Origin of the sequence: Compostimonas suwonensis (genome assembly GCF_002797855.1) — a bacterium.
Lineage (GTDB): Bacteria > Actinomycetota > Actinomycetes > Actinomycetales > Microbacteriaceae > Compostimonas > Compostimonas suwonensis.
Window position 1 is genome coordinate 50,617 of sequence record NZ_PGFB01000001.1, and the last position, 25,415, is coordinate 76,031.

Annotated in this window: 25 protein-coding genes; 12 read left to right on the top strand and 13 right to left on the bottom strand. The window is 68.9% G+C overall.

Annotation, left to right across the window (positions count from 1 at the left end):
• Positions 1 to 47 precede the first annotated feature (47 nt).
• Genes resB through CLV54_RS00270 form a run of 4 tightly spaced genes read right to left on the bottom strand, consistent with a single transcriptional unit; the run spans position 48 to position 3,694 of the window.
• The gene (gene resB, locus CLV54_RS00255) at positions 48 to 1,715 is read right to left on the bottom strand and encodes a cytochrome c biogenesis protein ResB (protein WP_100342969.1); all 1,668 of its coding nucleotides are present in this window, start codon (positions 1,713 to 1,715) and stop codon (positions 48 to 50) included.
• Positions 1,699 to 2,454 (bottom strand): cytochrome c biogenesis CcdA family protein, encoded by a 756-nt coding sequence (locus CLV54_RS00260; protein ID WP_100342970.1) that lies wholly within the window; start codon positions 2,452 to 2,454, stop codon positions 1,699 to 1,701. Before CLV54_RS00260 ends, resB begins: the two co-directional genes overlap by 17 nt.
• Complete coding sequence (locus CLV54_RS00265; protein ID WP_100342971.1) at positions 2,451 to 3,062, bottom strand: TlpA family protein disulfide reductase; 612 nt, start codon at positions 3,060 to 3,062, stop codon at positions 2,451 to 2,453. The genes CLV54_RS00260 and CLV54_RS00265 overlap by 4 nt, the downstream gene beginning before the upstream one ends.
• The gene (locus CLV54_RS00270) at positions 3,059 to 3,694 is read right to left on the bottom strand and encodes a histidine phosphatase family protein (RefSeq protein WP_100342972.1); all 636 of its coding nucleotides are present in this window, start codon (positions 3,692 to 3,694) and stop codon (positions 3,059 to 3,061) included. The genes CLV54_RS00265 and CLV54_RS00270 overlap by 4 nt, the downstream gene beginning before the upstream one ends.
• A gap of 65 nt (positions 3,695 to 3,759) precedes the next feature.
• On the opposite strand from CLV54_RS00270, the gene aspS reads away from it, so the two are divergent.
• On the top strand, positions 3,760 to 5,088 hold the full coding sequence (aspS, locus tag CLV54_RS00275) for an aspartate--tRNA(Asn) ligase (protein ID WP_100342973.1): 1,329 nt from the start codon (positions 3,760 to 3,762) through the stop codon (positions 5,086 to 5,088).
• 130 nt (positions 5,089 to 5,218) lie between these two features.
• The gene (locus CLV54_RS00280) at positions 5,219 to 6,247 is read left to right on the top strand and encodes a formylglycine-generating enzyme family protein (RefSeq protein WP_100342974.1); all 1,029 of its coding nucleotides are present in this window, start codon (positions 5,219 to 5,221) and stop codon (positions 6,245 to 6,247) included.
• A 121-nt stretch (positions 6,248 to 6,368) separates the two neighbouring features.
• On the opposite strand, the gene CLV54_RS00285 is transcribed toward CLV54_RS00280, so the two are convergent.
• Both CLV54_RS00285 and CLV54_RS00290 read right to left on the bottom strand, forming a co-directional pair.
• Positions 6,369 to 8,009, bottom strand: a complete 1,641-nt coding sequence (locus CLV54_RS00285) for a SulP family inorganic anion transporter (RefSeq protein WP_245861180.1) — start codon at positions 8,007 to 8,009, stop codon at positions 6,369 to 6,371.
• Positions 8,010 to 8,011: 2 nt separating this feature from the next.
• Positions 8,012 to 10,339 carry an arylsulfatase gene (locus tag CLV54_RS00290; protein ID WP_100342976.1) on the bottom strand — a complete coding sequence of 776 codons (2,328 nt, stop codon included), beginning with the start codon at positions 10,337 to 10,339 and terminating at the stop codon, positions 8,012 to 8,014.
• Between the two features lie 252 nt (positions 10,340 to 10,591).
• On the opposite strand from CLV54_RS00290, the gene CLV54_RS00295 reads away from it, so the two are divergent.
• A complete protein-coding gene (locus CLV54_RS00295; protein ID WP_100342977.1) occupies positions 10,592 to 10,969 on the top strand; it encodes an SHOCT domain-containing protein in 378 nt (125 codons plus the stop codon).
• A gap of 171 nt (positions 10,970 to 11,140) precedes the next feature.
• On the opposite strand, the gene CLV54_RS00300 is transcribed toward CLV54_RS00295, so the two are convergent.
• The 5 genes from CLV54_RS00300 to CLV54_RS00320 form a co-directional block, all read right to left on the bottom strand.
• Positions 11,141 to 11,443, bottom strand: coding sequence for a Dabb family protein (locus CLV54_RS00300; protein ID WP_100342978.1), 303 nt, complete (start codon positions 11,441 to 11,443; stop codon positions 11,141 to 11,143).
• 34 nt (positions 11,444 to 11,477) lie between these two features.
• Positions 11,478 to 11,744, bottom strand: a complete 267-nt coding sequence (locus CLV54_RS00305; protein WP_100342979.1) for a glutaredoxin family protein — start codon at positions 11,742 to 11,744, stop codon at positions 11,478 to 11,480.
• Between the two features lie 182 nt (positions 11,745 to 11,926).
• Complete coding sequence (locus CLV54_RS00310; RefSeq protein ID WP_003792170.1) at positions 11,927 to 12,025, bottom strand: 30S ribosomal protein bS22; 99 nt, start codon at positions 12,023 to 12,025, stop codon at positions 11,927 to 11,929.
• A gap of 125 nt (positions 12,026 to 12,150) precedes the next feature.
• Positions 12,151 to 12,345, bottom strand: a complete 195-nt coding sequence (locus CLV54_RS00315) for a helix-turn-helix domain-containing protein (protein WP_100342980.1) — start codon at positions 12,343 to 12,345, stop codon at positions 12,151 to 12,153.
• A 197-nt stretch (positions 12,346 to 12,542) separates the two neighbouring features.
• The gene (locus CLV54_RS00320; protein WP_100342981.1) at positions 12,543 to 12,974 is read right to left on the bottom strand and encodes an ArsR/SmtB family transcription factor; all 432 of its coding nucleotides are present in this window, start codon (positions 12,972 to 12,974) and stop codon (positions 12,543 to 12,545) included.
• A gap of 74 nt (positions 12,975 to 13,048) precedes the next feature.
• On the opposite strand from CLV54_RS00320, the gene CLV54_RS00325 reads away from it, so the two are divergent.
• Entirely contained in the window at positions 13,049 to 14,491 is a 1,443-nt protein-coding gene (locus CLV54_RS00325) for a TrkH family potassium uptake protein (RefSeq protein ID WP_100342982.1), read from the top strand.
• Positions 14,484 to 15,155 carry a potassium channel family protein gene (locus CLV54_RS00330; RefSeq protein WP_100342983.1) on the top strand — a complete coding sequence of 224 codons (672 nt, stop codon included), beginning with the start codon at positions 14,484 to 14,486 and terminating at the stop codon, positions 15,153 to 15,155. The genes CLV54_RS00325 and CLV54_RS00330 overlap by 8 nt, the downstream gene beginning before the upstream one ends.
• Before the next feature lie 322 nt (positions 15,156 to 15,477).
• Here the strand turns inward: CLV54_RS00330 and proC are convergent, their stop codons facing one another.
• Positions 15,478 to 16,317 (bottom strand): pyrroline-5-carboxylate reductase, encoded by an 840-nt coding sequence (gene proC, locus CLV54_RS00335; RefSeq protein ID WP_100342984.1) that lies wholly within the window; start codon positions 16,315 to 16,317, stop codon positions 15,478 to 15,480.
• A gap of 164 nt (positions 16,318 to 16,481) precedes the next feature.
• Between proC and CLV54_RS00340 the strand changes: the two genes are divergently transcribed.
• Together CLV54_RS00340 and CLV54_RS00345 are read left to right on the top strand one after the other, a co-directional pair.
• A complete protein-coding gene (locus CLV54_RS00340; protein WP_100342985.1) occupies positions 16,482 to 17,711 on the top strand; it encodes an LCP family protein in 1,230 nt (409 codons plus the stop codon).
• A 113-nt stretch (positions 17,712 to 17,824) separates the two neighbouring features.
• Positions 17,825 to 18,787, top strand: a complete 963-nt coding sequence (locus CLV54_RS00345) for a cation diffusion facilitator family transporter (RefSeq protein WP_100342986.1) — start codon at positions 17,825 to 17,827, stop codon at positions 18,785 to 18,787.
• A 231-nt stretch (positions 18,788 to 19,018) separates the two neighbouring features.
• Here CLV54_RS00345 and tadA read toward each other — a convergent pair whose 3' ends face one another.
• Positions 19,019 to 19,453 (bottom strand): tRNA adenosine(34) deaminase TadA, encoded by a 435-nt coding sequence (gene tadA, locus CLV54_RS00350; protein WP_100342987.1) that lies wholly within the window; start codon positions 19,451 to 19,453, stop codon positions 19,019 to 19,021.
• Positions 19,454 to 19,520: 67 nt separating this feature from the next.
• On the opposite strand from tadA, the gene upp reads away from it, so the two are divergent.
• The 5 genes from upp to CLV54_RS00375 all read left to right on the top strand — a co-directional run bounded on the left by upp (position 19,521) and on the right by CLV54_RS00375 (position 25,415).
• Positions 19,521 to 20,153, top strand: a complete 633-nt coding sequence (gene upp, locus CLV54_RS00355; protein ID WP_100342988.1) for a uracil phosphoribosyltransferase — start codon at positions 19,521 to 19,523, stop codon at positions 20,151 to 20,153.
• Positions 20,154 to 20,520: 367 nt separating this feature from the next.
• Entirely contained in the window at positions 20,521 to 22,230 is a 1,710-nt protein-coding gene (locus tag CLV54_RS00360) for a glycoside hydrolase family 13 protein (protein WP_245861182.1), read from the top strand.
• 26 nt (positions 22,231 to 22,256) lie between these two features.
• Positions 22,257 to 23,594 (top strand): ABC transporter substrate-binding protein, encoded by a 1,338-nt coding sequence (locus CLV54_RS00365; RefSeq protein WP_100342990.1) that lies wholly within the window; start codon positions 22,257 to 22,259, stop codon positions 23,592 to 23,594.
• A 7-nt stretch (positions 23,595 to 23,601) separates the two neighbouring features.
• Positions 23,602 to 24,570 (top strand): carbohydrate ABC transporter permease, encoded by a 969-nt coding sequence (locus tag CLV54_RS00370; protein WP_100342991.1) that lies wholly within the window; start codon positions 23,602 to 23,604, stop codon positions 24,568 to 24,570.
• Positions 24,567 to 25,415 carry a carbohydrate ABC transporter permease gene (locus CLV54_RS00375; protein WP_245861184.1) on the top strand — a complete coding sequence of 283 codons (849 nt, stop codon included), beginning with the start codon at positions 24,567 to 24,569 and terminating at the stop codon, positions 25,413 to 25,415. The genes CLV54_RS00370 and CLV54_RS00375 overlap by 4 nt, the downstream gene beginning before the upstream one ends.

A 25,415-nucleotide genomic window follows, 5' to 3' on the forward strand; every position in this document is an offset into this window, starting at 1 on the left:
GGACGGAGATCTCGTCGAGGGTCACAGTGTCATCCTACGTCGGCAGTTTATGGCTTGGCTGCATCTGTTCGCGTCTCCGCCCGCAGCCCGAGCTGGGCTTCGTGGCGGTCGGCGATCGCCGTCACGGCGTCGGCGAGCGCCGGATCCTCGCCGCGCGCGAGCCCCGCGTACTCGAGCCTCAGCTCGCCGTCGTCGCCCTCGATCGCCTTCACCCAGACGCGCCGGCGCGGCACGAAGAGCGAGGTGAGGAGCCCGAGCAGGATGAGCACGGCGAAGAGCAGCACCCAACCCTGGGTGGGGTCGTGGTGGATGTCGAGGGACGCGAAACGGGCCACGCTGTGCGAGAAGTCGCCTTCCGCGGCATCCGGGGACGCGTTCTCGAAGGTCACGCTGCCGAGGCCCTTCGGCAGCTCGGCCGTCTGGCCCGGCATGAGCGTGATGCCGTTGCCGGCCGTGCGACCCGCGATCTCGGTCATGTCGTCGGTGCTGAGCGTGTAGACCGAGGTCGGCTTGCCGTCGTCGATGCCGAGATCGCCCTCGTAGACGGTGAGGCTGAGCGTCGGGTACTCGAGGTCGGGATAGGAGGAGAAGAACGGCTCCTCCTGGGCTCCCTGCGTCGGGTAGAAGAGGCCGATCATGCCGAGCTGCTCGGCGAGCCCGTCGGGAACCTTGACGACGCCGATCGAGGTGAGGTTGGCGTCCTGCGGCAGGAAGGGGATCGAGTCGGTGAAGACGACCGTGCCCGCGGGGTCGCGCACCGTGATGGTCGGCGCGTAGCCGTTGCCGAGCAGGTAGACGTCGGTGCCCGCGAAACGCAGCGGCTCGTTGACCTTGATCACGCCGGGCTGCGGCTCGCCGTCGGGGGTGAGCGTCGTCACGTCGGCGCGGAAGTCGGTCGGCTGCCCGAAGGCGTCCTGGTTCTGCTGCTCGTAGGTCACGTGGAAGCTGTCGAGCGTGAGCGAGTAGGGCGCGAGCTCGTCTTCGTTGAAGAAGCGACCGGGGTTGAAGGAGTCGAAGTCGCCGATCGTGTTGACGAAGCTCTGGCCTTCGACGAGCACCCGCTGCCCGCTGAAGCCGAAGCCGCCGCCCACGCCCACGGTGAGCAGGATTCCGACGAGCGCGCTGTGGAAGACGAGGTTGCCCGTCTCGCGCAGGTAGCCGCGCTCGGCCGACACCGACATCTCGGGCCCGTTGTGGAAGGTCGCCACCCGGTAGCCGGAGCGCTTGAGGATGCCGCGGGCCTCCTCGATCGCATCCGCCGCCGTGACGTCGTCGACGATCCGCTCGGTGTAGCCCTCGAGCCGCGTGAGCCGCACGGGCGTGCGCGGCGGCTTCGCCCGCAGAGCCTGGAAGTGGTGCTTGGTGCGCGGGATGACGCAGCCGATGAGCGAGACGAAGAGCAGCAGGTAGATGGCCGAGAACCAGACCGAGCCGTAGACGTCGAAGGCCTGGAACTTGTCGAGCACGGGCGCGAGGTCGGGGTTGTCGGCGAAGTACTGCGTGACGCCGTTGGGGTCGGAGCTGCGCTGCGGCACGAGGGACCCCGGAACGGCAGCGATCGCGAGCAGCAGCAGCAGGAAGAGCGCCGTGCGCATGCTCGTGAGCTGCCGCCAGAACCAGCGCAGCCAGCCGACGACGCCGAGCTTCGGCTGGTTGACGTCGTCGCCGGAGCGAGCCGGATCCGGTGAGTCGATGTGGTCAGATGGCCGGGACAAAGCCTTGGATCACCGCCTGCAGTTCGTACATCCAGATCGTCCAGACACCCGAGACCATCAGCACGCCGATGAGCACCAGGACCGCACCGCCGATGATGTTGATCGTGCGGATGTGACGCTTGAGGAAGGCGACGGAGCCGGCCACCCAGTCGAGGCCGAGAGCCACCAGAAGGAACGGCACGCCGAGGCCGATGCAGTAGAAGAGGCCGAGCAGGGCGCCGCGCGCCGGCGAGCCCGAGCCGTAGCTGAGCGCCTGGATGGCCACGAGCGTCGGCCCGAGGCACGGAGTCCAGCCGAGGCCGAACACGATGCCGAGCAGGGGCGCCCCCGCGAGCCCCGTGGCGGGAGCCCAGCCCGGCTTGATGGTGCGCTGCAGGAAGGTGAACTGGCCGATGAACACGAGGCCCATGAGGATGACGACGATGCCGAGGATGCGCGTCACGAGATCCTGCCACTGCACGAGCCAGGTTCCGAGCGCCCCGAACGCCGCCCCGTAGGCGACGAAGACGAGCGAGAAGCCGAGCACGAAGAGCGAGATGCCGAGCAGCAGGCGCGAGCGCTCGCGTCGACGGGTCGAGCGGTCGTTCGCGCCCGACGCGATGCCGCCCACATAGGCCAGGTAGCCCGGCACGAGCGGCAGCACGCACGGCGAGGCGAAGGAGACGAGCCCCGCGAGCAGGGCGATCGGGATCGCGACGAGAAGCTGGCCGCTCACGACGATCTCGCCGAAGGGGTTCACCGCTTCCCCTCGGCGATCGTGTCGCGAATGAGCGTGTCGAGGATCGACGGATCGGTCACCTGGCCGAGGATGCGCGCGGCCACCCGGCCCTCCGCATCGAGCACGATCGTCGTCGGCACGGCGTTCGCCGGCACGTTGCTGCTGAAGGCGAGCTTCACCGAGCCCTTCTCGACATCCATGATCGAGGGGTAGGTGACGCCGTAGGTCTTGTTGAAGGATGTCGCGTTCGCCGGCTGGTCGCGTACGTTCACGCCGAGGAAGCTCGCCCCCGCGCCGTCGTACTTCTCGTTGAGCTCCTGCAGATCGGGCGCCTCGAGACGGCACGGGGCGCAGCCCGCGTACCAGAAGTTGAGCACGAGCACCTCGCCCGCGAAGTCGGCCGACGACACCTCGTCGCCGTTCTCCGTCGTGCCGGAGAAGGCCACGGGATCGCCGCGGCTCTCCAGATCGAACTCGGTCACGGTGCCGTCGGCGGCGATGTAGCCCTTGTTGCTGCCCTCGCGGTACTGCTCGGCGAGCGGGTCGCTGGTGCAGCCGGTGAGCGCGATGAGGGCGGCGGCCGCCAGAACGGCGACCCCGGCCCTGCGCACCCGTGCGGCCGCGCTCACACCGCGCCGACGTCCTTGGCGCCGGCCGAGAGAGCCTGTGCGGGGGTCGCGTAACCGACCTCGACGAAACGGTCGCCCCTGCGCTCGAGCGTCGTGATGCTCGACAGCTCGCAGCGGCGCTTGCGGGGGTCGTGGTACAGATGCTCGCCGGCGAGCCCCCGCTGCACCATGACGATGGGCAGCTGGTGGCTCACGAGGACGACGTCGCCGGAGTCGGCGGTGGCCCAGGCATCCTGGATCGCGGTCATCATGCGCTCGAAGACCTGCGTGTAGGGCTCGCCCCAGCTCGGCACACGCGGGTTGCGCAGCGCCCACCAGTTCTTCGGCAGGGCGAGGGCCTTCTTCATGTTGGTGCCCTCGAACCAGTTCGTGGGCTCGATGATGCGGTCTTCGGTGACGATCGGCAGCCCGAGCGCCTCCGAGATCGGCTGGGCCGACTCCTGGGCGCGCTGCAGCGGAGAGGCGTAGAGAGAGGAGACGGGGCGCTCGCGGGCGACGAGATCGGCCGCGGCGGCGGCGGCCATCAGCCGGCCGCGCTCGGAGAGGCCGTAGCCGGGGATTCGCCCGTACAGCACGTCGTGAGGATTGAGGACCTCGCCGTGCCGAACGAGATGGATCTGACTGGCTACCACGGCATCCAGTCTACGGAGGCTCCGCCCGCGAAATCGCCGAGAGCGTCACGACATAGAATGACCCGGTGAGTGAACGCATCGTAATCAAGAACCTGGCCGCGCACGCCGACGGGCCCGTGACGGTCTCCGGGTGGGTCGAGACGGTACGCGACCAGAAGAAGGTGCAGTTCGTCGTGCTGCGCGACGAGTCGGGCGCCGTGCAGCTCGTCAACCCGCGCAACAGCGACGCCGAGGGTGTCGTGATCGCCGACGAGCCCGCCATCACGATCTCCTCGCTCGCGCAGGGAACCTTCGTCACGGCGACGGGCGAGCTCAAGCACGACGAGCGCGTCAAGCTCGGCGGCATCGAGATCAAGCTCAGCTCGCTCGAGGTCGTCACCGAGGCCATCGCCGAGACGCCCATCGCCTCAGACAGCTCGATCGACAAGCGCCTCGACTGGCGCTTCCTCGACCTGCGCCGCCCCGAGCAGAACCTCGTCTTCCGGCTGCAGACCACCTTCGAGCACGCGCTGCGCAGCTACTGGGTCGAGCACGACTTCATCGAGCTGCACACCCCCAAGCTCATGGCGAGCGCGAGCGAGTCGAAGGCCGAGCTCTTCGAGGTCGACTACTTCGAGGGCAAGGCGTATCTCTCGCAGAGCCCCCAGTTCTTCAAGCAGATGGCCCAGCCGGCCGGCTTCGGCAAGGTCTTCGAGGTGGGGCCCGCGTTCCGCGCCGACCCCTCCTTCACCTCGCGCCACGCCACCGAGTTCACGAGCATCGATTCCGAGATCAGCTGGATCGACAGCCACGAAGACGTCATGCGCCTGCACGAGGAGCTGCTCGTCGCGGGCTTCGCGGCCGTCAAGGAGAAGCACGGCGCCGAGATCGAGGCGCTCTTCGGCATCGAGGTGACCGTGCCCTCCACGCCGTTCCCGCGCATCCCGCTCGCCGAGGCGAAGCGCATCGTGGCCGAGCGCGGCTACGAGGTGCCCCGCCACGACGACGACATGGATCCGGAGGGCGAGCGCCAGATCGCCGCCTACGTGCGCGAGACCTTCGGCCACGAGTTCGTCTTCCTCACCGACTACGCCTCGAGCATCCGGCCGTTCTACCACATGAGGCACGCGGATGACGCTGCGCTCACGAACAGCTACGACCTCATCTTCAACGGGGTGGAGATCTCCACCGGAGCCCAGCGCGAGCACCGCGTCGAGATCCTCGAGGCCCAGGCGCGCGACAAGGGGCTCGACCCCGAGGAGCTCGACTTCTACCTCGACTTCTTCCGCTACGGCGTTCCCCCGCACGGCGGCTTCGGCATGGGTCTCGCCCGCGTGATCATGCTCATGCTCGGGCTCTCCTCCATCCGCGAGGTCACCTACCTCTTCCGCGGCCCCAACCGCCTCCTCCCCTAGCTCGCGCCCCTCCCCGCCCCTCTGATTCGCGGCGCACGGTGTTCGTCGCGGCGCACCTTCGACAGTGCGCCGCGACGAGGAAAGTGCGCCACGGCTGCCGCCGCGCCGCCGAGGGTGGCAGGATGGCTGCATGACGGCGGCGATGGTGCGGGTCGAGGGCGGCAGCTTCACGATGGGGGCCGAGGGGTTCTACGCCGAGGAGGGGCCCGTGCACCGCGCGACGGTGGGGGCCTTCGAGATCGACGAGCGGCCCGTGACGGTGCGCGACTTCGCCGCGTTCGTCGCGGAGACCGGTTACGTCACCGGGGCCGAGCGGCCGCTCGACCCTGCGAGCTATCCGGGCGTCGCCGTCGAGGATCTCGTGCCGGGAGCCCTCGCCTTCACTCCCACGAGCGGGCCGGTCGACCTGAACGACTGGCGGCAGTGGTGGTCGTGGCGGCCCGGGGCCACCTGGCGTATGCCCTACGGCCCCGACATACCCGTGCACGGCCGCGACGAGCATCCCGTGACCCAGGTGTCGTTCGAGGATGCCTCGGCCTACGCCGTCTGGGCCGGCAAACGCCTGCCGACCGAGCTGGAGTGGGAGTTCGCGGCGCACGGCGGCGGCGACGCCACGATCTACGCCTGGGGCGACGAGCCCCGCCGGGACGACAGGCTCATGGCCAACACCTGGCAGGGCCGCTTCCCCTACCTGAACACGGGCGCGGACGGCTGGATCGGCACCTCGCCGGTCGGCAGCTTCCCCGCCAACGGCTACGGGCTCGTCGACATGATCGGCAACGTCTGGGAGTGGACGAGCGACTACTACACCCCTCGGCACGACCCCGCGCTGCATCGAGCGGATGCCGCGCAGCACGACCACGCCGACCACGACCACTCCCACGACCACGCCGACCACGCCGCCCACGACCACCACGGCGCCTCCGCCGACCACGGGGCCTCGTGCGCCTGCGGCCCCGGCGCGACCGGTCGCGACGCGCGGCTCGCGGCGGCGAGCGCGGAGCCCGGATCGACGATCCCGCGCCGGGTGCTCAAGGGCGGCTCGCACCTCTGCGCCCCCGAGTACTGCCTGCGCTACCGCCCCGCCGCGCGCTCCCCGCAGGCCGACGACACGGCGACCACCCACATCGGCTTCCGCTGCGCCCGCAGTCTCCCCTGACGACACCCCTCGCCGCACTCGCGCCCACTCGCGGCCACTCGCCCCGCGCCGCCGGTCGCAGAACAGGACGGATCCGCGCACACGCCGTGCTGAGGCATCCGCACCCGGCGCGGCGGCGCGATCAGCCTGTCTCCCCCTCGGTGACCGCCCGCGCCTCCAACCCCTCGCCCACCGTCGGGAACACTCGCCCGCCCTCTTCGAGCCCGCGGAACCACGAGGTCTTGCGGGCGAGCGCGGCAGACGCCTCGGGCAGGGCGGCGATCCGCAGCGAGACGCCGAGCTGTCCGAGCTCGCGGTCGAGGTCGGCGAGGGTGTCGAGCACGGTCACCGAGGTCGCCTGGATCACCGACATGTCGAGCACGACCGCGCGCACCGGCTGCGCAGCCCGAGCCGTCTCGACGAGGGCGAGGACGGCGAGCTCGGTGCCGAGCACGTTCGCCGTGTAGAGGGGCGCCTCGAGCTTCACCGTCAGCACCTCGCCACGCCGCTCCCCCGCCGAGACGCGCGGCTTGTTGAGCTCGCGCAGCACCGTCACGAGGGTCGTCACGACGCCCACGGCGACCGCCGGCAGCAGCCCCACGGTGAGCCCGACGATCGTCGTGGCGATGGCGATCCAGAACTCGACGGGGCTGATCCGGGCGAGCCGCGCTAGCCCCCGCACGTCGATGAGGCCCGCGACGGCCACGAACACCATCGCGGCGAGGGTCGCCTGGGGCAGGAGGCTCAGCACCCCTCCGAGGAAGAGCGCGACGAGCACGGCGAGCCCGGCCGTCACGAGGGTCGAGAGCTGGGTGCGCGCACCCGCGCCCTGATTCACGGCGCTCTGCGAGAAGCCGCCCGCAGCGGGCAGAGTCTGGAAGAACGAGCCGGCGAGGTTGGCGGCGGATGTCGCGAGCAGCTCCTGATCGCTGTCGATCTGCTTCTCGCCCGTGCGCCGGATGCCCCGCGCCACCGAGGTGCTCTCGAGGAAGGCCATCACGGCGATCGCGAGCGCCCCCGGAACAAGGGATCCGACATCCGCGAACGACGGCAGGCCGGGCAGCGGGATGCCCTGCGGCACGGGCGCGATGAGCGCGACCCCGGCATCCGTCAGCCCGCTGAAGGCCGCGAGCAGGATGCCGCCGACCACCACGATGAGCGGCCCGGGCACCCGCGGCGCGAACCGCTTGACGAGCAGGAGCACCGCGATCGAGCTGACCGACAGCAGCACGGTCGCGAGGTTCGCCCGGGGAACGACCTCGATTGTCGCCGCGAGCGAGCGCACGAAGCCGTGGCCGCTGAAGTTGCTGTCGACGCCGAGCATCTTCGGCAGCTGCCCGACGGCGACCGTCGCCCCGACCCCCACCTGGATGCCGATGATGGTCGCCTTGTTGATGTTCTCGACGAGGGAGCCGAGCTTGAGCAGGCGCGCGAGCAGCAGCATGAGCCCCACGAGCAGTGTCAACGTCATGAGGTCGCGGGTCGCGTCATCCGAGTTCGCGGCGACCCCCGCCGTCACGAGCGTCGTCGCGGTGAGGGTCGCGATCGTCGACGTCGTCGAGACGCTCATGGCCCGCGAGCCGCCCAGCAGCGCGTACACGAGCATGGGCACCATGCAGGTGTACAGGCCGATCTGCACGGGAAGGTCGGCGATCGTCGCGTACGCCATCGCCTGCGGCACGACGACGGCCCCCGCGCTGACGCCGGCGAGGATGTCGGGCCCGAGCCAGTTCCTGCGATACCCCGACAGCGTCGGCAGGAACCAGCCCGGACGCGCGCTCACCGTCAGTCCCGTGCCATGGCCGCTGCGAGCATCCGTTCCATGTCGATGAAGGCGTCGTCGCCGACGTGCACCTGCGCCTTGACGATCGTGCCGCCGCGGAAGTCGAAGCCGTGGCTGTACTCCTTGCTCACCGGGTCGCCGCCGTCACGCCCCACCCCGAGGCCTTCTCCGCAGAGCGAGAAGTGGCCCGACATCGTCGTGAGCGGGCCCTCAGCCACGACCTCGTCGTCGATGTAGAGCTTCGCGGTGCCCACCGAGACTCCGTACTGGCCCACCGACTCCTTCGAGAACTCGAGCCCCACGATGTGCGAGCCGGGGGTGAGCTCCACCTCGGAGACGATCTGCGTCTCCGGCGGGATGCCGAGGAAGTTGTAGGCGTACCAGAGCTTCCTGTTCTTCACGAAGAGCGAGTGGCCGCCGAAGCGCGAGCCCTGCGCGAAGAGCACGCCCTCGGCGTCCGGCTCGTCGACCGTGAGCTCGACGACGATCGTGTACGAGACGCCGTGCACGTTGGCCGCCATCCGCTCGGGCACGTCGGAGGCCCCGGAGTAGTAGGTGTAGGTGCCGCTCGGCGGGATCACCGCGGGGATCTCCATCTTGAGGATCTCGCTCGCCGAGAGGTCGTTGAGCGGCAGCACGTTGTACTTCTCCGCCTCCTGGAACCACAGGTCGACGAACTCCTTGACCTTCTCGGGATACTGCTCGGCGAGGTCGTTGGCCTCCGAGCGGTCCTCGTCGGTGTTGAAGAGCTGCCAGACGTCTTTGTCGAAGTTGCCGATGTCGGAGGTGGGGCCGTGCACGGCGACGGCCTTCCAGCCCTCGTGCCAGATGGCACGTGTGCCGAGCATCTCGTAGTACTGCGTGGTCTTCGTGGTCGGGGCATCCGGCTCTGCATCGAAGGTGTAGGCCATCGAGACGCCCGGCAGGGGCGTCTGCTCGTAGCCGTTGACCACCTCGGGGAACTCGACCCCGAGCGCCTCGAGCAGCGTCGGCACGATGTCGGTCACGTGGTGGTACTGGTTGCGCACCTCGCCGCGGGCCGTGATGCCCGCCGGCCAGGAGATGACGAGCGGATCGGCGACCCCGCCCTGGTAGGAGTAGCGCTTGAACATGCGGAACGGCGTCGAGAAGGCCATCGCCCACCCGGTCGGGTAGTGGTTGTAGGTGTCGGGGCTGCCGAGCTTGTCGATCATCGAGAGGTTCTGCTCGATGTCGTCGGGGATGCCGTTGAAGAACTTGCCCTCGTTGACCGAGCCGTCGGGGCTGCCCTCACCGGACGCCCCGTTGTCGGCGGCGAACATCACGATCGTGTTGTCGAGCTGGCCGGACTCCTCGAGGTAGTCGATGATGCGGCCGGTCTCGTAGTCGGTGTAAGAGGAGAAGCCCGCGTAGACCTCCGCCATCCGGGAGAAGAGCGCCTTCTCCTCGTCCGAGAGCGACTCCCACGGCCGCACCGAGTCGGCGGGGGCGAAGGTGCCGTCGGGCATCGGGTTGATCTCGGTGATGTCGGTGCCCTCGGGCAGGATGCCGCGCTCGACCATCCGCGGGAGCACCCAGTCGCGGTACGCCTCGTAGCCGTCGTCGAACTGCCCCTTGTACTTGTCGATCCACTCCTGGGGCGCGTGGTGCGGGGCGTGGTTGGCTCCCGGGCAGAAGAACATGTACCAGGGCTTCTCGGGCGCGGTCTGCCGCGAGTCGCGGATGAACTCGATGGCCTTGTCGGCGAGGTCCTTCGAGAGGTGGTAGCCGTCATCCGGCAGGTAGGGCTGGTCGACGGCGTGATTGTCCTCGGTCAGGTCGGGGTACCACTGGTTGGTCTCGCCGCCGAGGAAGCCGTAGAAGCGGTCGAAGCCGCGGGCGAGAGGCCAGTTGCGCTTCGTCGCGCCGGCGTGCCACTCGTCGATCGGCACGTTGTGGTTCTTGCCCACCCAGAAGGTGTTCCAGCCCTTCTCCCGCAGCACCTCGGCGAGGAAGGCGTTCTCGAACGGGATGTGCGAGTTCGAGCCCGGGAAGCCCATGGCGCCCTCGGAGATGCTCGCGAATCCGTTCTGGTGGTGGGTGCGGCCGGTCAGGAAGCTCGACCGGGTCGGCGAGCACAGCGCGGTCGTGTGCCACTGCGTGTAGGTGAGGCCGTTGGCCGCCAGGCGGTCCATGGTCGGCATCGAGATGCGCCCGCCGTACGGCGACCAGGCGGCGAGGCCCGTATCGTCGAACAGGATGATGAGCACATTGGGCGAGCCCTCGGGGGCTTTGTCGGCGATGTAAGGCGTCCAGTCCGGAACGGAGTCCCGGATGTCGAGGTTGATGACGCCGCTGAACTTTTTTGGCACGTTGGTCCCCTCCCACTGCCAGTTCGGCCAACGTCATCGTTGTCGCCAGCCCCCACTGGTCGTGCCTCGACGGTAGCCCACCGAGCTCTCTCAGGGAACCCCTCCCGGCGAGGTGGACGCGAGATCGACCCCTTAGCGCGGGCACACCCGGCAAATCGCGACAAAACGTGTCGCACCGGAGCATTCACGCGCTAGTTTGTTGTCATCCGCGGGACATGTCTTGGTCCCGCCCAACACAGCAAGGACATCCTCATGGGATTCTGGGACTTCATCTGGTTCATCATCGTCAGCTTCTTGTTCATCGCCTACCTGATGGTGCTCTTCTCGATCATCGGTGACCTGTTCCGCGATCACAAGCTCAACGGCTGGTGGAAGGCCCTGTGGATCATCTTCCTGATCTTCGTGCCGCTCCTCACCGCACTGGTCTACCTCATCGCGCGGGGACGCGGGATGGCGGAGCGCCAGCAGGCCGCTGTCAGCGAGGCGAAGCGCGACACCGACGCGTACATCAAGACGGTCGCGGGCTCGAGCCCGGCCGACGAGATCGCGAAGGCGAAGGCGCTGCTCGACTCCGGCGCGATCACGCAGGCCGAGTACGACCACCTCAAGAGCGTCGCGCTCGCGCACTGACCTCGAGCGACAGGAACGGGCCCGCGGAGACGACGTCTCGGCGGGCCCGTTCGTCTTTCCGGCGGACGCTGCACGTCGAGCGCGGGTTTGTTCTCGGGCGACGAGCCCCGAAGGGCAGCGCCCGCGAACAAACCCGCGCTCGACGCCTGAGTGAAGCGGTCGGAGTGACGCTCAGAGCTCGAAGTCGACGGTCGCGCGCTCGCTGACGAGGGTGCGGATGACGCCGGCCGCCGCCTGGTGGTCGGGGTGCACCTGATAGCGTCCCAGGGCCTCGGCATCGTCGTAGTCGGCGATGAGCACGACGTCCCAGTTCCCTTCGGCGTCGACAGAGTTCGCGCCGACGCGGATGTCGCGGATCTCCGACACCGTGGCCGGAAGCGCGACGAGCAGCTCCGCTATGCGCGCGGCGGCCGCGGCCTTCTCCTCGGGCTCGGTGGCGAGCAGCTTCCAGGTGACGACGTGGCGAACGGTCATGACTTCTCCAGAGGTGTGACGGCGAGTGGCGGGATTACGCGGTGAGGAGCGCGGAGCGCAGGCGGTCCGGGTCGATGCGCCAGTAGTTGTGCACCCGGCCGTCGATGAGCAGCACGGGGATCTCCTCCACGTAGCGCTCGTGGAGCTGCTCGTCGTCGAGGATCGAGAGCTCCTCCAGCGCCGTCGCGGGAGCGGAGGGGTCTGAGCGCAGCTCGTCGAGCACGCCGAGCACGATCGTGCGGGCGTCGTCGCAGAGATGACACCCCGGTTTGCCGACGAGGGTGAGCTGAACGGTGGCCATTCCTCAAGCCTAAAGGTGCGGCATCCGCTCGGCGCACCTCTGAAGCCCGGCGCACCTCGGGAACGCTGCGCACAACGGAGGCCCAACGGGCCTCGGGAACGCTGCGCACCTCGGGAACGCAGCGCACAACAAAAAGCGCCAGGACCCTCACGGGCCTAGCGCTCGCCGTCAGCAGCCGGAGGCTACTTCTTGTTGCGACGCTGGTGGCGCGTCTTACGAAGCAGCTTGCGGTGCTTCTTCTTCGCCATACGCTTGCGACGCTTCTTGATGACTGAACCCACACGGACCTCACAAAGATTGGAGCTTGCCGCACAGGGGGCGGCGAAAAGCAGAAAATGACTCGCGTCAGTCTAGCGGATGCGGCTGGGCACCGCCGTTCGCGGTCTCAGACCGTGCTCGACAGCCCTCAGGCGGTGTCGGCGATGTGGTTCTCGACAGCTGCGGCGACCGCCGACTCCGGCACCCGGAACGAGCGCCCGAACCGGATCGCGGGGAGGTCGCCCGAGTGCACCAGGCGGTAGACGGTCATCTTGGAGACGCGCATCATCGCGGCGACCTCGGCCACCGTGAGAAAACGCACATCGGAAAGATCGCCCGCCATCTGAACCCCTCGTCGCCCGCTCGCTGCCACGGGGCGGCATCCTCGTGTTACTGGAGTGATTGAAGGTAACTGTAGGGCCTGGCGCGCCGGCGTGTCCAGAGGTGCGCACGCGAGGCGCCGCAGGGCCTCCCCGACGGCTGCCGCGCCGGGTCGACGCAGGTCGTCGCGGGTCGATACCGCGCCCGATCGGCGTCAGCTCAGCTCTTGCGCCACTTCTTCGGGTTGACGACGTGCTGCACCTGGTGGGTGGTCGCCGCCGCGGCCTTGCCGATCCTCTCGGCGAGGGCGAGGGACTCGGTGCCGAGGGCCACGGCCAGCTCGTCGCGACGGGCCTCCTCATCCAGATCGGCGCTCAGAAAAGGGATGAGCCAGTCCTCGACCTGCTCGAGCGGCGAGTAGTCGAGGCGGTAGTACCGGTGCTGGCCCTCCTCCCGCACGGTCACGAGTCCCGCGTCGCGCAGCACCTTCAGGTGCTTCGACACGGTCGGCTGGCTGAGGCCCAACCGGTTCACGATCTCGGAGACGCTGATCTCGCCCGGCGTGTGCCCTCCGGCCTCGTAGCGCTCGAGCAAGATGCCCAGGATGTCGCGCCTGGTCGAGTCCGCCACCACGTCGAAGATGTCCGCCATGAACCCAGGCTAGCCACTCCCGGTTCGGAGTACCATGACAAGCTGTTGGCTGTCCCACTCGATCAGGGGGTTCGATGAGCACGGGCTACTCGAAGCCGCGCATCGGATCCCCCGCGATGCCCTGGTATTCCGCGATCGGCGAGTTCGTCGACGGCTTCGTGCGCAAGTCGCCGTCCCGGTTCGCGATCCTGGTCTTCGCATCGCTCGTGCTCGTCTTCACGCTGCTCTTCTCGCTGCCGATCTCCACGAGCTCGGGCCAGATCGCACCGCTTCACGACGCCTTCTTCACGGCCATGTCGGTCATCTGCGTCACAGGCCTCGCGACCGTCGACATGGCCACCTACTGGACCCCGTTCGGCCACGTGCTCATCTACGTGGGCGTTCAGATCGGCGGTCTCGGCGTGCTCACGCTCGCCTCGATCCTCGGTCTCGTCATCTCCCGCCGGCTGGGACTGCGCGCGAAGCTCATGGCGGCGAGCGACTCGAACCCCTCGCGTATGCACGTCGGTCCGGTCTCCGAGAGCCAGGCCGTGCGCCTCGGCGAGGTCGGCAACCTGCTCGCCACCGTCGCGATCAGCGCCCTCGTCATCGAGGCCGTCATCGCCCTGCTGCTCTTCCCGCGGATGCTCCTCGACGGCGTCGGCGTCGGCGACGCCGTCTGGCACAGCCTCTACTACTCGGCGATGGCGTTCACCAACACGGGCTTCAGCCCCAACGCCGAAGGCCTGGCGCCGTTCGCCAACGACTACTGGTTCCTCGGCACGCTTATGCTCGGGGTCTTCCTCGGCGCGATCGGCTTCCCCGTCATCTACACGCTCAGCCGCGGCTTGAAGAGCCCGCGCAAATGGTCGGTGCACGTCAAGCTCACGCTGCTGACCACACTGCTGCTGCTCGTCGCCGGGGCCGCCACCTTCATCATCCTCGAATACGCCAATCCGAAGACCTTCGGGCATCTGAACGTCGGCGATACGATCTTCCAGTCGTTCTTCCTCTCCAACATGACGCGCTCGGGCGGTTTCTCGACGATCGACATGAACGACCTGAACGGCTCGAGCCTGCTCGTGAGCGACATGCTCATGTTCATCGGCGGCGGCTCGGCGTCGACAGCCGGTGGCATCAAGGTCACGACCCTCGCTGTGCTCTTCCTCGCCGCGTTCGCCGAGGCACGCGGCCGCCCGGCGATGGAGGCCTTCGGCCGACGGATCCCCGGCGACGTGCTGCGACTCGGCGTGAGCGTCGTGCTGTGGGGGGCGACGACCGTGGCCGTCTCCACGATCCTCGTGCTGCAGATCACCAAAGACCCCCTCGACAAGGTGCTCTTCGACGTCATCTCCGCCTTCGCCACCTGCGGTCTCTCCACGGGCGTGGCCGCCGACGCGCCACCGGCCGCGGCCTACGTGCTCGCCGCGACGATGTTCATGGGCCGCGTTGGTACAGTGACTCTCGCCGCCGCTCTGGCCGCGAGCCAGAGCAGGATGCTCTACAAACGCCCGGAAGAGAGGCCCATCGTTGGTTGACCGCAACAAGCACGACGCCCCGGTTCTCGTCATCGGCCTCGGCCGTTTCGGCGCGGCCACCGCCGGCCAGCTCGCCCGGCTCGACCGCGAAGTGCTCGTCATCGACACGAACGAGGAGCTCGTGCAGAAGTGGGCCGAGCGGGTCACCCACGCGGTGCAGGCCGACGCGAAGAACATCGACGCGCTGCGGCAGATCGGCGCGCAGGACTTCTCGGTCGCCGTGTGCGCGGTCGGGTCATCCGTCGAGGCCAGCGTGCTCATCGCGGCCAACCTCGTCGACCTGAAGATCCCGCAGATCTGGGCGAAGGCCATCTCGCAGTCGCACGGCAAGATCCTCGAGCGCATCGGCGCCAACCACGTGATCTACCCCGAGGCCGAGGCCGGCGAGCGCGTCGCGCACCTCGTCTCGGGGCGCATGCTCGACTACATCCAGTTCGACGACGACTTCGCGCTCGTGAAGATGTACCCGCCGAAGCCGATCCGCGGCCTCAACCTCACCGAGTCGGGGGTGCGTTCGAAGCACAACGTCACGGTCGTGGGCGTGAAGTCGCCGGGCAAGCCCTTCACCTACGCGACGGCCGACACGATCGTCTCGAACCACGACCTCATCATCGTCTCCGGCACCACCAAAGACCTGGAGAAGTTCGCCGCCCTCGGCACCTGAGCCTCCTCCTCCTTCTTGCTTACTCAAAACGACGGAGATTTGCCCTCAGAAAGCACTTTTCGGCGCGAAAGTGCCCGTTTCAGCGGAAAAGTCCGTCGTTTTGAGCACGAACGCGGGTGCAAGGCGTCCCGAGCCTCCTCCGCGCCTCCGCGCCTCCGCGCAGAACCCTCGTCACTCAAAAAGACGGAGGTTTCGCCCGCGGTGGGCCATTTGCGCTAGAAACGGCGCAGCTGGGCGAAAAAGTCCGTCGTTTTGAGCTTTGAGCAAGGAGCAGGAGCAAGGAACAGGGAGCGGGAGCAAGGGCAAGAAGCAAGGAGGGCAGCTAGTTGCCGGCGGCCATCTCGCCCGAGCGGGCGAGAGCGGCGGATGTCGCGGTGTCGAACAGCTGCTTGAGCCCGGCCTTCTCGAGCTCGGCGATGGCGCGCTCGGTCGTTCCGCCAGGACTCGTGACCTTGCGGCGCAGCTCGGCGGGCTCCTCGCCGCTCGACACGAGCAGCTCGGAGGCGCCCAGGAAGGTGCCGTTCACGAGCAGCCGCGCCTGCTCCGGGGTGAAGCCCTTGTCGATGGCGGCGGCCGTGAGCTGCTCGATGAGGTAGAAGACGTAGGCGGGGCCGGAGCCCGAGATCGCGCTGAGCGCGTCGAGCTGCGACTCGGGCACGACCACGACGTCGCCGACCGTGCCGAAGAGCGCCGTCACGACGGCCAGGTCGTCGTCGTCCGATCGCGTGCCCGGGCTGACCCCGGTCACGGCCTTGCCGACGAAGGCGGGGGTGTTCGGCATCGAGCGGATGACCCGCACCGACTCGGGCAGGTGCGACTCGAAGGTCTGCACGGTCACGCCGGCCGCGACGCTCACGACGATCGCCCCGGGCATGAGGGCCCCCGCGATCTCGTCGAGCAGATCGGGCACCATGTACGGCTTGACGGCGACGAGCACCACGCGGGCGCCCGCGACGGCCACGAGGTTGGCCCCGGCATCCTGCTCGGTCGACAGCGCAGTGACCCCGCGCAGGCCGCTCAGCTCTGCAGCTTTCTTCGCACCGCGATTGGTGACGCGGATGCCGCCGCTCACGATCACGCCGGGCCGCACGAGCCCGCTGAGGATGGCGCGGCCCATGGAGCCGGCGCCGAGGATGCTGATGGAGGGAAGCTCGACGGTCACCTGCCCATCGTAGTTCGCGCGGCCCAGCCGCGCGCACGGGCCCGGCGGGCGGTTCTCGCCGACCGCGAAGCGCGCTCGGCTGAGCCGATCCAGTCCAGCGGTGATCGGGAATCCCCCGCGACTCCCCACCCGTTTCTCCGCGAGCCCGGCTAGGATCGGCGCTCGTGAGCGATGCACAGCAGACACCCCGCCACGGCCGACTGCGGCAGTCGCACGCCTCGCTGTTCATCCTGAGGATCGTGGCGATCGGCGCCGCCTGCGTCCTCGTGGCCTCGGCATCCGTCGCGGCCGTCGCGCTGGGCTCGCTCAGCCAGGAGGTCACGGCCAACGCCGTCGACATCTCCAACGGAACCGAGCCCGCCGCGCCGCCGCCGCAGATCGGCAGCATCCCGGGCGGCTTCAACGTGCTCATCGTGGGCTCCGACAACGACAAAGACCAGGGCGACGCCTTCGGCGAGCGCGATGCCGACCTCAACGACGTCAACATCCTGCTGCACGTCTCCGAAGACCAGCGCAACGCGGTCGTCGTGAGCTTTCCGCGCGACCTCGTCATCCCGCATCCGGAGTGCACCGACCCCGAGACCGGCGAGACGTTCGACGCGATGTCGGCCCGGCCCCTCAACGATGCCCTCGAGCGCGGGGGCCTGGGCTGCGTGACGGCGACGATCTCGCAGCTGACCGGCCTCGACATCCCGTATGCCGGTCTCGTTTCATTCAACGGCGTCATCGCCATGAGCGACGCCGTCGGCGGGGTGCCCGTGTGCCTCGAGGAGCCGATCGCCGACCCGTACTCGGGGCTCGACCTGCCGGCGGGAACGAGCGTCATCTCGGGTACCCAGGCGCTCGCCTTCCTGCGCAGCCGGCACGGCGTCGGCGACGGCGGCGACCTCTCCCGCATCTCGTCGCAGCAGTCGTACCTCTCGTCGCTCATGCGCAAGATCCGCAGCGAGGACACCCTCACCGACATCGGCAAGCTCTACGGCCTCGCCCGCGCGGCCACGCAGAACATCAAGCTGTCGACCTCGCTCGCGAGCCTCGACTCGATGGTGTCGATGGCGCTCGCGCTCAAAGACGTCGACCTCGACAAGCTCGTCTTCGTGCAGTACCCCACGCTCACCGATCCCGACGACGCCAACCGGCTCGTGCCCGACTCCGACCTCGCCGCGCAGCTCTTCGGGCAGATCAGCGCCGACCAGCCGTTCACTCTCGGCGCCGACGCGATGGGCCCGGGTGCGACCGCGGCGCCCGGCGATCCCGCCGCGCCGGCGCCCGTTGAGACCACGGCTCCGGATGCGCCGTCGACGGATGCCCCTCCCGCACCGCCGACCGCGATCGACGGCATCAAAGGCCAGACGGCCGCCGAACAGACCTGCGCGATCGCGTTCAGCGAGTGACCGCGCCCCGTTCGCCCGACGCGCGAGCGAGGGCCGCGATCGGCTCATAGGATTGTCGCTGCGGGCGACGACAGCCGCCCCGAACCACCACGTGCACGCGAAGGGACCACTCAATGAGCGCTAGCGGAGGCAACAAGGCGATCATCGCGGCCCTCCTGGCCAACCTGGGGATCGCGATCACGAAGTTCATCGCCTGGTTCTTCTCGGGCTCGAGCTCCATGCTCGCCGAGGGTGTGCACTCCCTCGCCGACTCCGGCAACCAGGTGCTCCTGCTGCTCGGCGGTCGCAAGGCGAAGAAACGGGCCGACCTGGAGCATCCTTTCGGCTACGGGCGCGAGCGTTACGTCTACGCCTTCGTGGTCTCGATCATCCTGTTCTCGGTCGGTGGCGTCTTCTCCGTCTACGAGGGCATCGAGAAGCTGACCCACCCGCACCCGATCGACGTGCCGTGGCTGCCGATCCTCGTGCTGGCGATCGCCATCGTGCTCGAGAGCTTCTCGCTGCGCACGGCCATCCGCGAGTCCCGCCCGCACAAGGGGCCGGGCAGCTGGTTCCAGTTCATCCGTCGCTCCAAGTCGCCCGAGCTGCCGGTCGTGCTGCTCGAAGACACCGCGGCGCTGCTCGGCCTCGCCTTCGCCATGATCGGCGTCGTGCTCTCCGTTCTCACGGGCGACGGCATCTGGGACGGCATCGGCACCCTCTTCATCGGCGTGCTGCTCGTGGCGGTCGCGATCGTGCTGGGCATCGAGACGAAGAGCCTGCTCGTGGGCGAGGGCGCGAGCCAGCAAGACCTCGACGCGATCGAGAGGGCCATCGCCTCCGGCGGCGAGGCCCAGCGCATCATCCACATGAAGACCCTGTATCTGGGGCCGGACGAGCTGCTGGTCGGCGCGAAGCTCTCCTTCGCCTCCGAGTCGCGGTTTCAGGATGTCGCGACCTCCGTCAACACGATCGAGGAGCGGATCCGCGCGGCCGTTCCTCTCGCGCGGGTCATCTATATCGAACCCGACGTCTACATCGACCCCGCGGCCCCCACCCCGCCGACCGACGCGATCGTCATCAAAGGCCTCGAGTAACGCGCCCTCTCCGCCTCCCCGCCTCTCGCCGTTCCTCCCCTCCTCCCCGCCCACTCACACCTTCCTCCTCGCCGCCCACTCAAAACGACGGAGATTTGGCCGAAAACGGGCCCGATCTGCGAGATTCGGCCCGTTTTCGGCCAAATCTCCGTCGTTTTGAGTGACGCGAGGGTGAGGGAGGGGGGGGAGGGGGAGGCGGCGGGAAGGCGTGGGCGGCGGCGGCGCGAGCGGTCAGGCCGGTGCGGCGCGGAAGAACTCCGTGAGCAGGGCGCCGCACTCGGCCTCCTCGACCCCCGCGACGACCTCGACGCGGTGGTTGAGCCGGCGGTCGCGCAGCACGTCGTAGAGCGAGCCCGCCGCGCCCGCCTTCTCGTCCCAGGCGCCGAAGACGACCCGGTCGAGGCGGGCAGCCACGATCGCTCCCGCGCACATCACGCACGGCTCGAGGGTCACGACGAGGGTCGCCCCTGTCAGCCGCCACTCGCCGAGGGATGCCGCGGCCTGCCGGATCGCGAGGATCTCCGCGTGCGCGGTCGGGTCGTGCCGGGCCTCGCGCTCGTTGCGCCCGACGCCGATGCGGCGGCCCGCGGCATCCACGACGATCGCTCCGACGGGCACGTCGTGAGTCGCGAGGGCCCCGCGCGCCTCGTCGAGGGCGTCGCGCATCCACTCGCGATACTGCGCGGGAAAGTGGCTGGATGCCGTCACGGGTCACCTCCGATAGATTGAGCCTATGCGAGTCCACGTTGCCGATCACCCGCTCATCACGCAGAAGCTCACGGTGCTGCGAGAGCGCACGACTCCGTCGCCCATCTTCCGCTCCCTCACCGAGGAGCTCGTGAACCTGCTCGCCTACGAGGCGACCCGCGGCGTGCGCACCCAGCCGATCGACATCGAGACGCCCGTCGCCCCCATGCGCGGCCTCGCGCTGAGCGAGCCCAAGCCGCTCGTCGTGCCGATCCTGCGCGCCGGGCTGGGCATGCTCGAGGGCATGGTCAAGCTCATGCCCACGGCCGAGGTGGGCTTCCTCGGCATGGTGCGCAACGAGGAGACCCTGCAGCCGACGACCTACGCCGAACGCCTGCCCGACGATCTCTCCGACCGCCAGTGCTTCGTGCTCGACCCCATGCTCGCCACGGGCGGCTCGCTGCTCGCGGCCATCAACTATCTCTTCGACCGCGGCGCCGTGGATGTCACGGCCATCTGCCTGCTCGCGGCACCCGAGGGTCTCGCCGCGATCGAGAAGGCCACCCAGGGCCGCGACGTGACGATCGTGCTCGGCGCGCTCGACGACCACCTCAACGAGAACGGCTACATCGTTCCGGGCCTCGGCGACGCCGGCGACCGCCTCTACGGCACCGTCTAGCTCCGCCTCCGTCTCACCCCGCACGACGCAGCCGTCCCGCACGACGCAGCCGTCCCGCATAACGCAGGGCTCATCCCGCACACCCCAGGGCTCATACCGCACATCCCAGGGCACATCCCCGCCCAAGTGCAGGAGACCACACCCCACATGCAGGAGATCTGGGTCATTTCGGCGTGCTGACCCGCGCAGTGGCCGCCGTCTGCGACTGATCTCCTGCATCTGGTGAAGCCGCTCCTGCATTCCGGATCATCATCCGGATGAGACACATTCACGAATAACGCGTTTGTGCCTCATGCATACTTGCTTAAAGCTTCCGCGCCGTTTAGTGTATCGATTTAGTACTCGGCAACCGAAGGAGATCACAGCCGTGGAGTGGTGGAACGACGCCGTGGTGTACCAGGTGTATCTGAGGTCGTTCGCCGACTCGAACGGCGACGGGATCGGCGACCTGGCCGGCCTGCGCACGAGGCTCGGCGATCTCGCGGCGCTCGGCGTCGACGCCCTGTGGCTCAACCCCTGCTTCGCCTCCCCGCAGCGCGACCACGGCTACGACATCTCCGACTACTTCTCGATCGACCCCGACTACGGAACCGTCGACGAGCTCGAGACGCTCGTCGAGAGCGCCCACGAGCTGGGCCTGCGCGTGCTGCTCGACATGGTCGCCAATCACTGCTCCGACCAGCACGAGTGGTTCCGTGAGGCGATCACCGCCGGCGCGGGCAGCGCGGCGCGCGAGCGGTTCCTCTTCCGCGACGGGCGCGGCGCGCACGGCGAGCTGCCGCCCAACAACTGGCAGAGCGTCTTCGGCGGGCCGGCGTGGACACGTGTCGTCGAGCCCGACGGGCGGCTCGGGCAGTGGTACTTCCACGCCTTCGACGCGAGCCAGCCCGACTTCGACTGGCGGCATCCCGAAGTCGCCGACCACTTCGACCGGGTGCTGCGGTTCTGGTTCGACAGGGGCGTCGACGGCTTCCGCATCGACGTCGCCCACGGGCTCGTCAAGTCGGCGGAGCTCGCCGACTGGCCCGGCGCCGACGACGGCACGGGCGGTCACAACTACGACATGTGGGATCAGCCCGAGGTGCACGAGGTCTATCGGCGCTGGCGCCGTATCGGCGACGGCTATGCACCCGATCCCAAGTACTTCGTCGGCGAGATCTGGGTGCCGAGCGTCGAGAGCCTCGCCGACTACCTGGGGCCCGAGCAGCTGCACCAGGCCTTCGGATTCGACCTGCTCGTGCAGCCGTGGAACGCCGACCGCATGCGCGCCGCTGTCGATCGCGGCCTGGGCCAATCGGCCCGCACGGCGACACCGCCGGCCTGGACCCTCGCCAACCACGACGTGCACCGCACCGTCACCCGCTACGGGCAGGCGCAGGATCTGAGCGCTCCCGTTCCGAGCGACATGATCGCGGCAGCCAGACGGCACGGTCCCGCCGACCTCGAGCTGGGCGTGCGGCGGGCGCGCGCGGCCGCGATGCTGCTCCTCGCGCTTCCCGGCACGAGCTACCTGTACCAGGGCGAGGAGCTCGGCCTGCCCGAGGTCGTCGACCTTCCGCGCGACGCGCGCCAGGATCCGATCTGGGTGCGCTCCGGGGGCGCCGAGCTGGGCCGCGACGGCTGCCGGGTGCCGTTGCCCTGGTCGGCGGATGCCGCGAGCTTCGGTTTCTCCCCCGCCGGCGCCGCGCTCCCCTGGCTTCCCCAGCCCGCCTGGTTCGGCGACTTCGCCGCCGACACGCAGCAGCACGACCCCTCCTCCACACTCTCGCTCTATCGCGAACTCCTCCACAGCCGCCGCGCGCTCTTCGCGCCCTCCGAGCCGCTGCTCTGGCTCGCGTCGGATAACCCGGAGCTGCTCGTTTTCGCCCGTGGATCAGCCATTTGCGCGGTCAACTTCGGCGAGCGCGATGCCGCTCTGCCCCTCGCGGACGACGCCCGGGTGCTTGTGAGGAGCACGAGCGGCCGCGACATCCCCGGCACTACTCTTCCGGCCAACAGCGCGGTCTGGCTCACGACCGCCACAGGGCCGGAACACCACGGCCTCCGCCCCACCACGGAGGACGCCCTGGCCCGCTGAGGGCCGCGATCACACAAGGAGCAACGATGCACCGAACAGCACACGACACCACCACGAACACCACGACCGGCACGGCGCGCGGCAGCACACGGCACGCGCACCGCCGCAGGCTTCTCGCCGCCGCAGCCGGTCTCGCCGCGGTCGCCCTGGGGCTCAGCGCCTGCAGCGCGGGCGGGCCGGCCGACGACGGAGACGTCGAGGTGACGATCTGGCACTACTGGGACGGCACCAACGCCGACGTCTTCGACCAGATGGTCGACGACTACAACGCGGAGAACGAGGGCGTCACGATCTCGACGGCCAACGTGCCGAACGCCGACTTCCTCACGAAGCTGCGCGCCTCCGCGACCTCCGACACCCTTCCGACCGTCGCGATCGGCGACCTCGTCTGGGTACCGCAGATCAACGAGCTCGGCTCCCTCGCCGACCTCTCGACCCTGTTGCCCGACACCGTGCTGAACGACATCAACCCGGCGCTCACCTCCTTCGGCACGATCGACGGCGAGCAGGTGTCGGTTCCGGTCTCGGCGAACAACCTGGCCTACATGTACAACACCTCGCTCTTCGAGGAGGCCGGCCTCGACCCCGCGAGCCCGCCTGCCACCTGGGAGGAGGTGCTCTCGACGGGCAAGACCATCCTCGAGAAGACGGGCAAGCCCGCCTACGAGCTCAACGCGCAGGCCGGCGACAACGGCGAGGGCCTCACCTGGAACTTCCAGGTCAACCTCTGGCAGGCGGGCGGCGAGTTCCTGACCGACGACAACTCGGCGGCGGCTTTCAACACGGATGCCGGCCGTGAGGCGCTCGGCTACTGGAAGGAGCTCGTCGCGACCGGGGTGAGCCCGTATGCCGCATGGGGCGAGTTCGAGAAGGGACAGGCGGCCGCGGCATCCGAGGGCTCGTGGATGGTCGGCATCTGGGCGCCCGAGCCTCCCTTCGACTTCGACGTCGCGATGGCGCCGTACCCGAGCGACGGCGAGCCCGCCACCAATCTGGGCGGCGAGCAGGCCATGGTCTTCGACGGCGACGCGGATGCCGCCGCTGCCGCGGCCGACTTCCTCGCGTGGTTCCTCGAGCCCGCGCAGGTGACCTCGTGGAGCGAGGCCACGGGCATGCTGCCGGTCACCGACACGGTCGCCGCGAGCGGGGACTACCTGGGCTGGGTCGACGAGAACCAGCCGCGCCTGCGCCCCTACATCGAGCAGATGCCGTACGCGCGCGCCCGGCCCAACACACCGCTCTACCCGGCGATCTCCCTCGCCTTCGCCCAGCAGATCGAGGGCGCGCTGAGCGGCGAGGTGTCGGTCGACGACGCGCTCGCGAACGCCGAGAAGGCCGTCAACGACATCATCGCCGAGGGCTGACCCACCTGTGACCCGACTCACCACAGACGCCCGCTCCGGTCGCTTCGGCGGCCGGGGCGGCGCGTCCCCCACCCGCCGCCGCACGCGGTTCGGCCGCGCCGGCTATCGGCGCGAGGATGTCGCCACCGCGGCCCTCTTCCTCTTCCCAGCGCTCGCGACGATCGGCCTGTTCGTCGTGTACCCGATCGTCGCCGCCGGCTACATCAGTCTGACCTCGTGGAACGGCTTCGACCCCGTCCTCGAGTTCGTGGGGCTCGACAACTACGTCTCCCTCGCCCAGGATCCGGCCTTCTGGAACTCGCTCCTCGTCACGTGCCTGTACGCGCTCGGCGTCTGCCTGCTGAGCGTCGTCTCGGGGCTCGCCATCGCCCTGCTGCTCGACGCGCCCCTCCGCGGCCGCAGCGTCTACCGCGGCATCTACTTCCTGCCCGCCGTCACCTCCTCCGTCGCGGCGGCGATCGTCTGGCGCTACATGCTCGACCCGGCCGGCCTCGTCAACACCGTGCTCGCCCAGCTGGGCATCGACGGGCCCGACTGGCTCGGCGACCGCTGGCTCGCACTCGGCGCCCTCACGCTGCTCACCGTCTGGAAGAACATCGGCTTCAACGCCGTGCTCTACCTGACCGCGCTCCAGGCCCTGCCGAGCGGGGTGTTCGAAGCGGCCCAAGTCGACGGCGCGAGCCTGTGGCAGCGCATCCGCCATCTCACGATCCCGCTCCTGAAGCCGATGACCTTCTTCGTGGTCGTGCAGGCGCTCATCACGAGCTTCCAGGCGTTCGACCTCGTCTACGTGCTCACGGGCGGCGGCCCGCGCGGCGGCACCGAGGTGCTCGGCATGCTCATGTATCGCGACGCCTTCCGGCTCGGCGAGTTCGGTTACGGAACCGCAGTCGCCTTCGTCACGCTCTTCCTCGTGCTCGGCGTGACCCTCGTGCAGTGGCGCGCCTCCGGTTCGGGACGGTCGTCGCTGCGATGAGCGCCGCCACGAGAGACCGCGCCATGCGGATGACCCGCACCTCGAACCTCTGGCGCCATGTCGCCCTGATCCTCGGCGCGACGACGGTTGTCGTGCCCTTCCTCTGGATGTTCACGACCTCGCTGCAGACCCGCGCCGAGACCTATACGAACACCTCGGTACTCCCGACCTCCTGGCACTGGGAGAACTACGTGACCGCGTGGCAGGCCGCCCCGTTCGGCCAGTACTACCTGAACAGCGCGATCATGGCCGCGGGCATCGTGGCCGGGCACCTGGTTCTCGACGCCCTCGCCGCCTACGCCTTCGCCCGACTGCACTTCCCGTTCCGCAACGCGATCTTCGTCGTGCTGCTCGCGGCCCTGCTCATCCCGACCTTCGTGACCGTCATCCCCGCCTACGCCCTCGTGGCCGACTTCGGCTGGATCGACTCCTACGCAGGTCTCATCGTGCCGCGCCTGGCCGACGTCTTCGGGATCGTGCTGCTGCGCCAGTACTTCTCGTCGATCCCGCTCGAGCTCGAGGAGGCCGCGCGCATCGACGGCTGCAGCCGCATCGGGATCTTCGTGCGCATCGTCGTGCCGCTGGCCCGCCCGGCGTTCGCGACGCTCGCGATCTTCAGCTTCCTGTTCGCCTGGAACGACTTCCTGTGGCCTCTGCTGGTCACCAACAGCGACGAGATGCGCACGATCCAGATCGGCCTGACCGCCTTCCAGGGCCGCTACAACACCTCGTGGAACTACCTCATGGCCGGCACGCTCATGGCGACCATCCCGAGCCTCGTGGTGTTCCTCGTCTTCCAACGCGCCCTCATCCGAGGAATCGCCACCTCCGGACTCAAGGATTGA